This window comes from Flavobacterium sp. OHVDL-2026-0007 (genome assembly GCF_059882335.1).
On sequence record NZ_CM187612.1, the window covers coordinates 342,576 to 358,557 of the forward strand.

Genomic DNA, 15,982 nt, shown 5'->3' on the forward strand with positions numbered 1-15,982 from the left:
CCAAAAGGAGGAAACGCACTATTAGTTAACCATAAATAAAGAATAAATAAAAATGAAGAAGAAGAATTTAAAACGAGGGGGCGTAGTGTTGTCTCTTTTTACCGTATTTTTTTTAATGGGATGTAACGCGCAAAAAGCAACATTGTCAGAGAGAGGAAAAGCAAATAAATTAGCCAAAAGAATAATTGTTATTGGCTTGGACGGATTAAGTATTGATGGTTATAAAACAGCTAGGCATCCGAATTTAGATCAGTTAATGGCCAATGGAACATTGTCATTGAGTACCCGACCAGTAATGCCGTCGGTTACGCTTCCTAATTGGACGAGTCATTTAACCGGAAGTGGACCCGAACAACACGGAGTAGATAGTAACTCATGGACGGTTAAGGAACATATATTAGCTCCAATTGAACAGGACAGTGAGGGATATTACCCTTCTGTTTTTAAAATTTTAAAAGAGAGGATACCCAATATGCATATTGGATATTACTACAATTGGGGAAATTTGATCAATTCAATCAATCGAAAATATTTGGATGAAGTTAACTTTGAAGAAGATGACAAGTTTCAAAAAAATTATAATTTAGCTTTTGAATTTGCAAAAAAGCATCAAGATACCCCTTCTTTAATTTTTCTTTATAGTGTACATACTGATCATGCAGGTCATAATCATAAATGGATGTCAACAGAGTATATTACGGCTATAGAAGAAGCGGACAAAGGAATAGGAGAGTTGATCAACAAATTGAAAGCTCAAGGCTTGTATGACGATACTCATTTCATGTTGATTACAGATCATGGTGGAAAAGGGTATGGGCACGGCGGAATGAGTCCTGTAGAGATGCAAGTACCTTGGGCGGTGACCGGACCAGGAATACAAAAAGGACAAATATTAGCTGAACCTAGTAATAATAATGATACAGCTGTGGTGATAGTACGCCTTTTTGGTATTACAGAAAAACCAAAAGCATGGACAGGTGAAGTGCCAGAATCTATTTTTGAAATCAATCAAGTAAATAAAAAAAAATAAAAACAAATGAAATCTAGTTATCGCAATATATACATTGTACTGTTCTCTTTTTTTATTTTTGGTAAAAGCTATGCCAATTTATCCTTGCCTTCTATTTTATCCGATAATATGGTTTTGCAACAAAAATCAAAGGCAACGATATGGGGATGGACCACAGTTTTAGAGGAAACCATCACCGTAAGTGGTTCTTGGAATAATGTAGAAGTAAAGGGGAAAGCTAAAAATGGAGTTTGGTCCATACAATTACCTACGCCAATTGCCGGAGGACCTTATAAGATTACCATTAAAGGACATGAGGCTATAGTGCTTAAGGAAGTTATGATCGGGGAGGTTTGGCTGTGTTCAGGGCAATCCAATATGGAGTGGGCTGCAGCAGCGGGAATAGATAACGGTAAAGAGGAGATCAGTAAGGCTAATCATCCTAATATTCGATTTTTTATAGTGCCAAGAAAAATAGATACGATTGCTCAAAAAGATGTACAATCGAAATGGGAAATATGTACTCCAGCAACCATGAAAGATTTTAGTGCGGTAGGTTATTTCTTTGGAGAGGAATTAGAAAAAAAGCTACAGGTTCCTATTGGATTGATTGGTTCCTATTGGGGTGGAACATCAGTTGAGGTGTGGACAAGAAAAGATTTAATTACAAACGATACTGAATTGGCTACGGCAGTTAATGATCTTTTGGAACCTAATTGTTGCCCTCAAAAGCAAGTAGGTCAAGTCTATAATGGTATGATATACCCTATAATCAATTATGATATAGCTGGAGTTTTGTGGTATCAAGGTGAAGCCAATAGAATGAATACCACTTATTACAGAACGCTTCCCTTATTAATTGATTCTTGGAGGAAAGATTGGAAGAAACCATTTCCTTTTTACCTAGTGCAATTAGCCCCTTTTAAATACGAAGATAATGAGTTTTATGCCCCTCTAGTTAGAGATGCCCAGTTTCAGACGATGCTTACTGTGCCTAATACAGGGATGGTGGTGACTAATGACATTGGAAATGTGAAAAATGTACATCCCACAAATAAAAAGGAAGTGGGTAGACGCTTATCACTTTGGGCATTAGCAAAGACCTATGGCGTAGAGAATTTGACCTATAGTGGACCTGTTTATGAATCAATAAAGGTATCTAAGGATAAAGCAATAGTGAAGTTCACTCAAACAGGGACTGGTTTAACAAAAAAAGGAGAAGAGCTAAAAGAATTCTATATTGCAGGAGAGGATAAAGTATTTTATCCTGCTAAAGCAGAAATTAAAGGAAAAACGGTAATAGTTTATTCTTCAAAGGTAAAGAAACCAGTAGCAGTCCGTTTTGCGTTTTCAGATACCGCTTTGCCTAATTTGTATAACAAGGAAGGGCTTCCTGCCTCTGCTTTTCGTACAGATAAGTGGTCCCTTAAAAAGAGGTAACAAAAACAGTATTTAGTCAATCACAAAAAAGCCTGAGAAATCTTATTTCTCAGGCTTTTAATTATTCTAGTAGCCCTTAGGAAATGATTCACGAACCATTTTGTGGATGATTTAAGGATCGTAAAGGGCAAGATGATTAATTCAAAATTTTTAGATTCTCCAAGAAATGATGAGTTAATATATTTAGGATATAGCTTGTAAAACGTTTTGATAGAATTATTACGTTTTAGAAAAAGAAATAACCAACAGATAATTGAAAAACTCCGTTTTTATTTTTACTAGAAAAATTATCTAAATCATTAATATCAGTTAATCCCAGATTATATCGTACCCCAAAATTAAGTCCGTTGTCAAGTTTATAGCCTAAGCCAAAATTAACACCAAAATCCACAGTTTTAAATGAATCTTTTACATCTATCTTTTCATTTTTAGCAGAAAGTAAAAAACCTATTTGCGGTCCAGCTTCAACACTCAATCCTTTTGTTAAGTAATATTTTCCCATTAAAGGAATGTTCAGATAACTTAAGGCAATTGTATTATCATTGAAACCGTATCCCTGACCAGAATACATTAATTCAGGTTGAAAAGAAAATTTATCTGAAATGGGAATTTCTGATAAAACACCAAAATTAAATGCTGTTACAACATCAATACCTTTGGTATTGTCTCCGCTGATAGTTGCAAAGTTTAAACCTCCTTTAGCACCAAATTTAATTTCTTGGGCAGTAACATTTGCAAATCCTAAAACTGTAACAACAGCTAGTAATAAAATTTTTTTCATAAAAAGTGATTTGAATTATTTAGCTCCAAAATTCGCATAAGAAAAGTTAGAAAAGGTGTCAAAAGCTTAAAACTGTCTAAATTGGCACCTATTTACGGGTGTTTTTATATTCATTTGGAGTTTGACCCGTAACTTTTTTAAAGGCTTTATAAAAAGTGGTTTTTGAAGTAAACCCAGATTCTAATCCCATCGTCAATAAATTGTAGTTTTCATATTCGGAATTTGCGATCATTTCCTTGACAGCTTCAACCCGATAGTTATTTATATAATGGGCAAAGTTGTCTTCTGTTATCGTGTTTATAATTTGTGAAACATATCCCGCGCTTATGCCAAGTTTTTCCGCGACTTTTTCTCTGTTTAATGTACTGTCCGTATAAATGTGCTGCTCTTTGCAAAGAAGTTCCAGTTTTTGAAAATAAAGATTATCTGATGTAATAGATTCCCTATATTCTTCAGCTGTACTATTTTCCTCCATTTGCAGATTGCTGTACGAAATAGCGAAATCATGATTTAGAAAATTATAAACAGCATCTTTGTTTTTGACCAGTTTGTATTTGTAAATACCTATGTAAGCTGTCCAATGGATTATGAAGGTTACAGCCAAAGCCAGAACATTGATAGTAGGAGAGATGTCAAATTGAAAAAATAAGCCGGCCAGACAGGTAATAAGATAAGCGAATACCAATGAAGAAATAATGGTCAATAAGGTAATTACCCATTTTTTTTCCTGTGAATCTTTTAAATATCTTGCCATAAAATAAGAGTAAAGCAGTAAGAACGGAATGAATGTAAGAGCTAAAGTAAGATGGACAAAACCAAGTATTTTGATTACATCAATGCCAGACTCAGGAATAGTATAAATTCCTGCAACATAATCAAGATCTTGTGAAATAGTAAGGACAGCGGAATAAGCAAATGGAATAAAACACCAATAAAATTTTGGCTTGTTTTGTACAGGATCATCAATCCGGTTTATGATAAACAGGAATAGGAAAGCAGGGATTAGAAAAACCCATTCAATATGGACAATAAAGCATAGAAATGGATAGGGAGTGCATGCATCTTCAACCTCAAAAACGTGATTCAGTAAAATTATAGAAAGTGTAAATAGTAAGTAGGCTAGATATTTATTTGAATTACTATTGAATAAGGAAGACTTTAAAATAATGAAGCCTAAGACTATTCCCTGAAAAATCGCAATATTTAAAAGTGTTGTATAAATCAATTTTTTAATTTAAAAGTTGTGTTTAAAATTTATTTTGGGATATCACAGTAATGAGTCATTTTTTAAAACATAGCTTATTTCATACGAATTTGTAAGGCGAATTTATAGTAATACTGCTGAACTTTCTTAAGGGATTAAGAAATGATTAACTAAAATAACCCGCTTCCCAATGCATTCTTATGCAGGCAGTGTGGATGTCTTCTGACTTGAACCCGCAATCTGAATCAGACATTGTTATGTAAAATCAAATTAACAAAAAAGCTCCAGATTTCTCTGAAGCTTTCTATTGGTTGTGGAAAGTAAAAAAAACGAAATTATTTTACTTTTATAAGTTTAAGGGTAAATTCCATTTGCGTATCCTTATGTTGGAAGTAATCATCTAAAGAGGGCCATACTTCATGGTCTGGTATAATACCATGACCTTCTGGTTGATTATCCTTTTTGGGTGCGTCTTGTACTAGATTTACAATTGAAAATTGCGTTTTTATCTTTGAATTGGGAAGCTCATAGACTAGTGGTGAATGTCCATTGTGAACATAGTAGCCGCCAGCGGTCTCTACACCAACTATGGTAACATTTTGAACATACCCTTTTACCAGAGAAGCAAAATGTGAAGCAGCTGATGCTACATTTTCATTAATCAAAAGATACAGATTGCCTTTAAAAACAGGTGACTTAGGATGATAAACCGGATTGTATTTTTGATTTTGCAGGCTTATATTGTTTTTGAAAACCGGATACACATCTTTTAGGTATTCTTTTCCCTTTTTTATGGAAAGACTATCCATTGGTTGCGATGTTGAAACACCCCAGAAATATTTTTCGAAAGGTAAAAAGTTGGGATCAAAGATTATAGTAGCCTTTACATTTTCTTTGAAAGGTTTATCCGTAAGATACATTACAGGCTGTTCAAAGTTAGGATCACTGCCTCCAGGATTATTTCTAACATCAATTACCAGATTAGGAATCTTGTTTTTATCCAGCCCGCTAAAAACGCTATCTAAAAATTGAACATACGTTTCGAACTTAGGATCGTCCGATCCGTATGCCATACCAAACCATCTTAGATTTAACAAACCTATAGTCGGATTAAGCATCTGAAAGCTATATGGAGGCTGCTTTTTGAAATCTATCAAATCAGAAACGGGAGCACTAAATCTATTTTTAATGTTTGTTTCTCTTTGAGACAGGCTTACCGCAGGAAGTATCTTTTTTTCAAGAGATGTAGATTTTGGTGAGTGGTATTCTATAATGAATTCATTACAAAGACCATATTCTAGCAGATAGTTTATCCCAAATGATTTATCTACACTTGACGATAACTTTTCTGTAATGGTATAACCATCTGCGGTATAATATTTATAAAAAGATCGCATCAATTGTACATCATTTACGCCGTTTATACTTTTTATCCTCGAACCGGCTGGTATATCCGATGATTGACCATCGAAAATAATTTGCCCGTTAATATAGATAAGTGGATAAGGGAAAAATGATTTTTGTCGATTCAGAAAATGTATTAAATCAAGATCAGGGATGGTATAGTTATGTACACTTCCTTCATAATCGGCCAGGTGTAGTAGTATTTTGTAAAATTCGATAACGCTCAGAGGCTTTTTAATACTTTTAATGGTCGTGTTGTAAAGGCTGTCTATTTGTTTTTTAGAGTGATATTGGTATAAGCCGGAATTTGCTTTTTCGTGTATGCTAAGAAGTACTTTAAGATCCTTTTGCAGCTGTTTTTTTGAAAGCATTTTATTGTACAGCATTATGCTATCCTTCATGTCCTGATCAAAACTTTGTGCCTGAATTTTACAGGACAAGAAAAAGAACAATAGGATTGTAAAAATGGATATCAGATTTTTATTATTCATAAACACTTAGGTATAGGTTATACAATTATGAGAGCAGATCTGGACATAATTAATTTATGATGAACGCTAAATTTGAGACTTTAAGCTACTATTGTTTAATGTTATTTGCATTAAAAAAAAATAGTAATAGGTCTACTTTTTTAGAGTTTAATCCAAAGTCCATCATATTATTGAAATCTATTTTTAAGGACTCCTGATTGTTAAGATATCTTTCTAAAGTCAACAATTTTTCTTGAATTTAAGATCTCAATTTTGCTATAGATCTAATTTTTCAAAATCTACAATTAGGTGTACGTCATTTTTATTATTGAGTTGGTCTATTAAAATCGAACCAAATGCATACAAAGACTTTACTTTGTGTGTTTTACATAAGTTTACTTTGTCTTTAGTATGATTTTCTATTAAGTTCATTTAGATTATTTATATTTCCAAAATTACATAAAAAAAATACATTTCTATTTTCTACGGATTAGTTTGGCCTTTTTCAACGTCAGTTTTGAAGAAAAAACAAAGCAATAATAAAGATCTATACTAGCTAGCACAATTGATTTGTCAAGTCCAAATAAGGGGATTAATTAAGCCTTAAAGTCGCCGTAGTCACAGAACGTTAAGCTAGATTACTATATTAACGATAAATAACGACTTATAATTCTGACTTTTTTAAGTAGTAATTCTAACATAAACTTTAGAATTTAAAACTGAATTTGTATATTGTTCTGCTAAAATTAACGATGCCAAGCACATACATTTTAAAATATCTGGCTTCAAAGTCTTTCAGTTCATTTTAATAGAAATCATCTAGATTATGAAAAATTCATTAATGCTCTTCATTGCATTCTTAGCTTTTACAGCCTGCTCAAAACATCAAGGAAAAAAAAATAGTGCGATCACTGGAATAGATTCCACATTGCGACCTGGTGATGATTTTTTTAAATATGTAAATGGAAAATGGTACGATTCTGTACCAATACCGGCATCTCAAGCTGGAGTTGGTGTTTATATGTTTATGAATTACCCACAACGAATGCGCCTACAAGGAATATTGGACAGTATTTCGCAAAGTAAGAATCCAGCAGGAAGTATAGCACAAAAGGTAGGAGACTTTTATGCATCAGGTATGGATACTGTAACCATTGACAAACGCGGTTATGCACCTATCAAACCCCTACTTGCCAAAATAGAAGCCATTAGCGATTTACCGTCCTTAATGAACTTTGTAGTTAATGAAGTAAAAGTGAACAATTCTTCTATTATAGGTTTTGGAGTGTCACCCGATGATAAAAACAGCAGTATGAACATTGCTCAAATCTATCAAACGGGTATAGGTTTGCCTGACAGGGACTATTATTTCAAATCAGATTCATCAACTGTTGCCATACAGGAATCGTACAAAAAATACATAGCGACATTATTTCAACAAACAGGGAGCAATGCCAAAGAGGCTAAAAAGAATGCTAATTTGGTTTACGATATGGACAAACAACTCGCCGTTTCGCATAAAACAAAAGTGGAACTTCGGGATGTGCAAGCAAATTATAATAAAATGGCTGTGAGTGATCTTGTAAAAAGACATCCCAACATAGACTGGACTAGTTTTTTAAATAATTTAGGTGCTCAAACCGATTTCATTAATGTAAGCCAACCTGCCTATTATGACGCCCTTAATAAGCTCTTAAAAAGCATCCCTATTGCTAATTGGAAAATTTACTTGAAAGCAAATTCGATAGAAAGATATGCAGATGATTTGAGTAAACCTTTTGTAGATGCCGCATTTGAGTATACCAAAGTACTTTCCGGTCAAGCTGTTCAAAAATCACGTGGCGAAAAAATGGCTAATGTCGTTGACAATTACTTAGGCGAAGCGTTAGGTGAACTATATGTGAAGAAATATTTTTCAGAAGATGCCAAAAAAAGGATGTTAATCTTGGTGAATAATGTGCAAAAAGCCTATGCAAAAAGAATTGATAAATTGGAATGGATGAGTCCTAGTACCAAACAAAAAGCTAAAGAAAAATTGTTCGCCATTACTAAAAAAATAGGATATCCAGATAAATGGAAAGATTATAGCAATGTACGTATAGCTAGGGATACCTATTTTGAGAATATGGTTTCGGCCGCTACAGCTGCGTATCAATTTCAATTGGCAAAATTGGGCAAGCCAGTCGATAAATCAGAATGGTATACTACACCTCCAACAGTTACCGCATATAATAACCCTACTGCAAATGAAATTGTTTTTCCTGCAGGTATTTTACAACCCCCATATTTTGATAACAATGCAGATGATGCACTTAACTATGGAGGAATTGGAATGGTTATAGGTCACGAAATAACCCATACTTTTGATGATCAAGGTGCTCAATATGATAAGGATGGCAACTTAAAAAACTGGTGGACAAAAGAGGATTATGCAAAGTTTAAGTCAAGAATACAACAGGTTATTAATTTGTACAGTACCTATACCGTTTTAGGCGATTTACACATTAATGGCGCTATGACAGTTGGCGAAAATACGGCAGATATTGCTGGAATAGCAGTTGCCTATGATGCTTTTAAAATGACCAAAGAAGGACAGGGGAACACCAAAATTGACGGTTTTACTCCAGATCAACGCTTTTTTATCTCTTTAGCCAAAATATGGAAAGTAAAAATGAAAGACGAGTACCTGCGTTTGTGGATTAACAATAATCCACATTCTCCACCAAATTGGCGTGTTAATGGTCCTCTAATGAATACTACACCGTTTTACGAAGCATTTAATGTACAAGCTGGAGATAAAATGTTTTTGCCCAAGAAAGACAGAATAACAATTTGGTAGTGGCCTAGCGCTCCGAAGTGTTTCCATGAAAAGATGCGCAAATGTCGCTGTGACCTTTGCGCATCTTTTTTTGGTTTCTTAGAAATTGTAAATTTTATAAAAGCCTCCTAACTTTATATGTTTATTAAATATCACAAATCTCAATTGCCTTTTTTAAAGAGGCTATTTTGTTTTTTTGTTTTGGAATAAATTCTTGCCCAACAAAACCAGTAAAACCAGTATCGGCAATAGCTTTCATTATGGTACCGTAATTAAGTTCTTGTGTTTCGTCAATTTCATTACGTCCAGGAACTCCGCCAGTATGATAATGTGCAATGTATTTGTGATTTTCTTTGATCGTTCTAATTACATCTCCTTCATCGATTTGCATATGGTAAATATCATAAAGCAGTTTGAAATTTTCCGAATTGATTCGTTTTGCTAATTCAACTCCCCAAGATGTTTTATCACATTGATAATCCTTGTGGTCAATTTTACTGTTTAGTAATTCCATTACTAAGGTCACCTGATGTTTTTCTGCTAAAGGAATTAATTTTTGAAGACCAAGCACACAATTATTCCAACCTTCTTCATCTGTTTTTTCTCTTTTGTTTCCGCTAAAACAAATTAGGTTTTTATAACCAGCTTTAGCAACGATTGGAATCATTTCTGTATAATTTTTAATCAGTTGCTCATGAAATTTCGTATCATTGAAGCCATCCGCAAGATTTAGTTCGGCACCATTACACATAGTGGAAACAAGGTTGTATTTTTTTAATATTGGCCACTCTTTAGGACCAACCAGATCAATGCCGGTAATTCCAATTTTTGTAGCTTCCAGGCAGAGCGTTTCAATATCAAAATCGCTAAAGCACCAACGGGCTACCGAATGATTAATTTTTCCCTTCAACGTATTCGAATTTAAGTTAATTTCTTCTTGAGGATTGGCCAAAGCCAATAAATCTTGCGGGATTCCAAAAGCCACAGTTCCTGCAATAATACTTTTTATGGCAGTTCTTCTATCAAAAGTTACACTCATTTTTTTGTTTTTTTAAGTCAGTATTGCTATTTACGAATGTCTTTTTAATACGTATTAATTGAAAATGCTTCTCTTCTTTCCATTTACAAAATATTAAAATAATCCCCTTGTTATTATTGATGATTTAATTATCAATGACTTACAATAATAATGAAAAAATTATATATTTGGAAATAAATAATGTGTGATATTTATTACACATATCTACCCAAATTTGGATGGCTCTGTCTGGTTTTGTCGAAAATCAAGGGTATCTGTGTTTATCCGACAGTGATTATAGGCGAAATTAAGCGAATTTTGGTATATTTAGAAGCACCATTTAAAGTTGAAATCGGGACTATTTTATCGTTCGAAGAGTATCAAAGGAAACTAAAAGAAAAACCGAACTGAAAAGGGGCAACACGTTAGAGATTATCTTAAAAAAAGGCGTTTATAGAAAAAAATGTATAAAAAGAAACTTTACCAAAAATAATAAAACCTAAATGTTGTAAAAATGGCAGAAAGTAAAATTATAGTAAGAATGTCTAAAAGTACTGGAGTTTATAATAAAAGGAATAAGTATGAAATACTCTTAAATAATGATTCTAAAGCTGAACTTGATTATGTAAATAGCAAACAAATATTTAGGGCAGAAAGCGGAAGAAATATTATCAAGATTAAAAATGAAAATACTACAATTGTAAAAGAGATAAATATGAAAAAGGGTCAAGATGTAACTTTTACGATTAATGCAAGTGTAACATATAAATTAAGTTTAGCAATTATGGTTGGAATTGCAATTACAGGATTAATTATCCAATTGGTAATTGCGAAAAAAGTAATATTACCTTTAATTTTTATTCCATTAATCCCGTTGCTTTTCGTAAAAAAAGAAAATTTCCCAAATAGTTTTGAGATAACAAGTAGTAAATAAGACATTCGCTAACTGCTGTTTGATGATGTGGCGGGTTTAGTCTTAATTTAAAGGAGGTTTTGCACTTGGAAAATTAGTGTTTAACCGAAAATTTTGGCTTCCTTAATCCGGTAGTGTCTCAGAGTTAGGGATATATGATTTTGCATTTCTAATATGTTCAAATAGAATAAATATTCGTAAGAAATAAGTTTAAGATGAACAGTAATGCTCATTTTTTTTTGTTTTAATATCGTCTTAAAAGAACTAAAATGAGCACAAATACTATCTCGTGTTCCAGAGTTAGTGATGGTAGGTATGAAATCCCATTTAGAAATATTTGTCACTAAAACTTAACTTGTTTTTCTTTACACTGAATTATCATAATTAAATTTTTTGATAAAGTTTTATTTGATTTTTTTATATTTATACCTTTTACTTCTTAATCTAATGAATAACACAGAAGAACCTATACCACATAATGAACTAGCGCGTCTAGCAGCATTAAAACGTTATAATATCCTTGACAGCTTACCTGAAAATGCATTTGATGATGCAACTAAACTCGTTTCTTATATCTGCGGTGTACCAATCGCCCATATTTCTTTCATAGATGAGAGCCGACAGTGGTTTAAATCTGAAATTGGAATAGGCGTATCGGAGGTACCAAGGGAAATTTCTTTTTGCAGGTACACCATTATGAATTCGCATATGGTTGAAATACCGGATACCTATTTAAACGAACGATTTAAAGATGATCCCAACGTTACTGGTGGGTTTAAGGTAAGATTCTACGCAGGAATTCCGCTAACAACTCCCGACGGTTATAATATAGGGACTATTTGTGCAATAGATCATGTTTGTAAAGAACTTAATGATAATCAACGCAATGCACTATCAATAGTTGCAAAACACGTAATAAACCAGTTAGAATTAAGAACAAAAAATATTGAACTAGACGCACAGAAGAAAATTGCCGAAAGGGCAGTGTTGGCAAAAGATAATTTCTTAGCCAATATGAGTCATGAAATCAGAACTCCTTTAAATGCCATAATTGGTTTTACAGACCTTCTGGTTCAGACCAAGCTAGATTCTATTCAGCAGGATTATATTGGCAGTGTTCAAATAGCAGGAGAAAATCTGCTTTTGATAGTGAATGATATTTTAGATCTTTCGAAAATCGAATCAGGAAATTTGGTTATTGAAGCGCAGCCATTCAGTTTAAAAAAGACCCTAAAACATATTTATAAGTTATTAAAAGTAAAGGTTCCGAAAGGGATTGAATTTAATCTTTTTCTAGATGCGGATATGCCTGACATTGTAGTTGGTGATCAGGGAAGATTAAACCAGATAATAGTGAATCTTACAGGGAATGCACTCAAATTTACAGAAGAAGGTGAAGTAACGGTCTCTGTAAAATTGGTAGAAGAAACAGATGATCATTATTCGCTCCGATTTTCAGTTAAAGATACTGGTATCGGTGTACCTGAGGATAAGCTTGTAACTATTTTTGAACGATTTAAGCAGGCGGAAGAAAGCACCACGAGAAGATTTGGCGGTACAGGACTTGGTCTGAACATTGTTAAGCAATTAGTTAAATTGCATGATGCTGAAATTCAGGTAAAAAGTAAAGAGGGTAGAGGTTCAGAATTTTTCTTTGTGTTTAATTATAAAAAAGTAAAATTGACTGAAACAAAAGATGATACATTTTCCGAAGAGAAATTGGGTAAACTTAAAATACTTCTTTGTGAAGACAACTTTCTAAACCAGAAATTGGTCAGGAGCGTTATTCATAATTTTGGTTTTGAATTGGATATTGCCGAAAATGGTGAAGCAGGAATAGAATTTTTATCGAAAAACAACTATGATCTTGTTCTAATGGATCTTCAAATGCCTTTTAAAGATGGTTATCAAACTACAGAATTTATACGGAATGAAATGAATCTAACCATTCCAATTATTGCTATGACAGCACACTCTCTTGTGGGCGAGCAGGAACGTTGTTTTGATGCCGGAATGGATGATTATGTATCAAAACCGTTTAAGCAAGCAAGGCTTTTACAGGCTATTAAAACTGTGATGAAGAAAGATGTCAACGCTCTAAAGAAAAGAAAAATAGATTTTTCTTATTTAGATGAGATGGCATGTGGTGATCCAGAGTTTAAAAAAGAAATGGTAACTCTTTTTATAGAAAAAATCCCCATTGAATTTGTACAATTAGAAGAAGCATTTAATGGTAACAACAGCGATAAAGTAAAGAAACTGGTACATAATATGAAGTCTAGCTTAGATATATTTATGCTTAACGATCTTAGTAATGGTTTGTCTATTATTGAGGATGAAGCTAGACTGGGGCAGTTTACTGCCAAAGCTGAAGATCAGATAAATATATTAAATTGTGGAATTACTGAGGTAGTTAAAATTCTAAATGAGCTATGATAAAAGAGAAATATACTCTAGCTTTACGTTAAATCCAAAATTTATAAAATTAAATCTGCCTCAAAATTAAATAACCTATGAGAATCATTTTATCTGAGGATAATGATATGCTACGTAAATCATTGTCCTTTTTCTTAGAGTCTAAGGGGTTTACTGTTGATCAGTTTTCTGATGGAAAAGAAGCTTTAGACGCAATTGAAACAAATAATTACGACTTGATCCTGACAGATATCAACATGCCAGGAATAAGCGGTATGGAAATCACACAATATGTTAGAAAAACGATAGGGTCTGATATTCCAATCATTATATTTACTTCGTCAGGGGTAGAACAAACTGAATTGGATTCATTCGATATTGGTGCAAACGAATTTATTGCCAAACCTATTAGTCCAGCGGTGCTTTTAGTGAGAATTAATAAATTACTAAAAACACACGTTTAATGAAGTTTCTATATTATATAATTGGATGCCTCTTTATTTCGCCTCTTGTATTTGGACAGGATATTAACATTGATGAAGTCATTGCTCGCTCAAAAAGTGAAGTTGAAAAAGGCAACTATGATACTGCTCTATCGTTAATTGAACCATTGAGTGCAAAGTTTCCTGAGAATGAAGAAATAAAAGTTTACACGGGACGCATTTACAGTTGGAAAAAAGACTACAATACCTCCATAAAAATATTATTGCCCATGGCAGACCGGACTAATCCTAGCCCTGATGCTTTATTGGCCATTATTAATACTTATTTTTGGTCGGAACAATTTGATAGATGTATTAATTATTGCGATCGCTATTTAGTTATTGAACCAAATTCGCTTGATGTTTTAAAGATTAAAGTAAATTGTCTTGAAAAACTCAATCGTGATAAAGAAGCATTGGCTATTATAGAAAAAGTATCCATTACGGATAACAGCACTCAGGCCTTTAGAGGATTTCGAACACTTATTGGCAGGAAGGCAAAAGATGCAATATCGGTTTCTTATTTAAATATTTCTACATCTGAGCCCGGACAATCGCCATTGCATTATGGTTATGTTGAATATTCTCATAAGTATACTAAATCAGCACTTGTTGGGCGTGCTAATGTAGGGCATGTAAATGGCGGTACACAAATGTTGTTTGAAGCAGATTATTATCAAACTTTTTCAAAAAAAAACTATTTATATGTAAATGGAGGTTTTTCAACTGGAGAGACTGTATTTCCTGTAGCAAAAGCTGGTGTTGAATATTATTTTGTTCCGCATAAAATATTTGATTATGCCTTGGGTGTGAGGTATATGCATTTTGAAACAGGAGACGTAACCTTGCTAACGGGGCAGATGGCATATCATATTGGAGCCAATACGATTGCCTATAGACCTTATTACGATACAAGAAATGAGTTATTTTCTCATGTTTTGAGCTTTCAGAATACAAATGAAGAAAAAGAAAGGATCATAAGGTTAGAGCTGCAATATGGAAATGTCCCATACCTTTATCTTTATAATAGTCTTACACAGCCTCTAAAGTCTTACAGAGTCGGTGTACAATATCAACATCGTTTAGGGGATTCTTTTTTTGTCAGACCTATTTTTCTTTATGAGTATGAAGAATATGTACCTGATCAATACAGAAATAGATTTAATTTTCAGGTAATCCTAACTAAACGCTTCTGATATTATGAAATTATGGGAATTTTATAAGAGCGGAACCTGGATAGAGCCATTTCTAACGCTGTCAATATGCGTGTTTATACTAACTTCATTTATTCTTTATCTCTTGATTATTATTAGTCGAAGTAGAAACATTAGAAGAAACAGGTTTGTTACCCAATACAATAAAGTTATTGAAAATTTAATGTCTTCAGTAGTTTTTCTTGGGACGCCTTTTTCAGAAATAAAAAAGGATGAAAATTTTAGCAAGCTTTTTTATAATACTTTTTTCAAACAACTTATGATCGACTCTATTATGAATCTTCATAAAAACTACGAAGGGAATTATGCACAAAAGTTGGAGCAATTTTATAAAGATTCAGGATTAATAGATGACTCCTTTAAAAAACTTAAAAGCCTGAAATGGGAAGTAAAATGTAAGGGAATTACTGAACTTGCCGAAATGAAATGTATTGAAGCTTTAGACATAATATTAAATGCATCAAAAGCACGAAATAAAATTTTAAAAATTACAGCCATAAATGCCTCTATTAAATTAGCAGGTGCAAAAAGTATGGCATATCTCACAGCGCATCCTTATCCTATAGATGAGTGGACTCAGATAAATATAATAAATGCTTTCAAAAAGCATGATATTGGCGATACTAAAGGAGTTGAATTATTGCTTGAATCTCAGAATACAACTGTGATTGCATTGGGATTAAAGCTTATTAAAGAGCTTAAATTGACACAAAAAATTCCTTATGTAACAAAGTTAGTAGCCAATACTCCAGATACATTAATAAAGTACGAAGCACAAAACGTACTACAGATATTAACCGTTTAATAGAATAAA

13 protein-coding genes are annotated in these 15,982 nt (G+C 33.1%); 8 read left to right on the top strand and 5 right to left on the bottom strand.

The annotated features are described in order from the left end of the window. Positions 1-52: 52 nt before the first annotated feature. Both AC51AA_RS01440 and AC51AA_RS01445 read left to right on the top strand, forming a co-directional pair. Positions 53-1,030, top strand: coding sequence for an alkaline phosphatase family protein (locus AC51AA_RS01440; RefSeq protein WP_500703966.1), 978 nt, complete (start codon positions 53-55; stop codon positions 1,028-1,030). A gap of 6 nt (positions 1,031-1,036) precedes the next feature. Next, positions 1,037-2,449, top strand: coding sequence for a sialate O-acetylesterase (locus AC51AA_RS01445; RefSeq protein WP_500703967.1), 1,413 nt, complete (start codon positions 1,037-1,039; stop codon positions 2,447-2,449). Between the two features lie 226 nt (positions 2,450-2,675). Here the strand turns inward: AC51AA_RS01445 and AC51AA_RS01450 are convergent, their stop codons facing one another. The 4 genes from AC51AA_RS01450 to AC51AA_RS01465 all read right to left on the bottom strand — a co-directional run bounded on the left by AC51AA_RS01450 (position 2,676) and on the right by AC51AA_RS01465 (position 6,740). Further along, positions 2,676-3,230: a porin family protein gene (locus tag AC51AA_RS01450; protein WP_500703968.1), complete on the bottom strand. Its 555-nt coding sequence runs from the start codon at positions 3,228-3,230 to the stop codon at positions 2,676-2,678. An 88-nt stretch (positions 3,231-3,318) separates the two neighbouring features. Continuing rightward, positions 3,319-4,455, bottom strand: a complete 1,137-nt coding sequence (locus AC51AA_RS01455; protein ID WP_500703969.1) for a helix-turn-helix domain-containing protein — start codon at positions 4,453-4,455, stop codon at positions 3,319-3,321. A 314-nt stretch (positions 4,456-4,769) separates the two neighbouring features. Next, on the bottom strand, positions 4,770-6,239 hold the full coding sequence (locus AC51AA_RS01460; protein WP_500703970.1) for a S41 family peptidase: 1,470 nt from the start codon (positions 6,237-6,239) through the stop codon (positions 4,770-4,772). A 345-nt stretch (positions 6,240-6,584) separates the two neighbouring features. Then, positions 6,585-6,740, bottom strand: coding sequence for a hypothetical protein (locus tag AC51AA_RS01465; protein WP_500703971.1), 156 nt, complete (start codon positions 6,738-6,740; stop codon positions 6,585-6,587). Positions 6,741-7,134: 394 nt separating this feature from the next. On the opposite strand from AC51AA_RS01465, the gene AC51AA_RS01470 reads away from it, so the two are divergent. After that, complete coding sequence (locus AC51AA_RS01470; protein WP_500703972.1) at positions 7,135-9,147, top strand: M13 family metallopeptidase; 2,013 nt, start codon at positions 7,135-7,137, stop codon at positions 9,145-9,147. Between the two features lie 124 nt (positions 9,148-9,271). Here AC51AA_RS01470 and AC51AA_RS01475 read toward each other — a convergent pair whose 3' ends face one another. Further along, positions 9,272-10,165: a hydroxypyruvate isomerase family protein gene (locus AC51AA_RS01475; protein ID WP_500703973.1), complete on the bottom strand. Its 894-nt coding sequence runs from the start codon at positions 10,163-10,165 to the stop codon at positions 9,272-9,274. A gap of 493 nt (positions 10,166-10,658) precedes the next feature. Here AC51AA_RS01475 and AC51AA_RS01480 point away from each other — a divergent pair, with 493 nt between their 5' ends. The 5 genes from AC51AA_RS01480 to AC51AA_RS01500 all read left to right on the top strand — a co-directional run bounded on the left by AC51AA_RS01480 (position 10,659) and on the right by AC51AA_RS01500 (position 15,973). Next, entirely contained in the window at positions 10,659-11,078 is a 420-nt protein-coding gene (locus AC51AA_RS01480) for a hypothetical protein (protein WP_500703974.1), read from the top strand. Between the two features lie 426 nt (positions 11,079-11,504). Beyond that, positions 11,505-13,493, top strand: a complete 1,989-nt coding sequence (locus AC51AA_RS01485) for a GAF domain-containing hybrid sensor histidine kinase/response regulator (protein WP_500703975.1) — start codon at positions 11,505-11,507, stop codon at positions 13,491-13,493. Positions 13,494-13,570: 77 nt separating this feature from the next. Continuing rightward, positions 13,571-13,936, top strand: coding sequence for a response regulator transcription factor (locus AC51AA_RS01490; protein ID WP_500703976.1), 366 nt, complete (start codon positions 13,571-13,573; stop codon positions 13,934-13,936). Continuing rightward, entirely contained in the window at positions 13,936-15,150 is a 1,215-nt protein-coding gene (locus tag AC51AA_RS01495; RefSeq protein WP_500703977.1) for a YaiO family outer membrane beta-barrel protein, read from the top strand. Before AC51AA_RS01490 ends, AC51AA_RS01495 begins: the two co-directional genes overlap by 1 nt. A 181-nt stretch (positions 15,151-15,331) precedes the next feature. After that, on the top strand, positions 15,332-15,973 hold the full coding sequence (locus tag AC51AA_RS01500; RefSeq protein ID WP_500703978.1) for a hypothetical protein: 642 nt from the start codon (positions 15,332-15,334) through the stop codon (positions 15,971-15,973). Positions 15,974-15,982 lie beyond the last annotated feature (9 nt).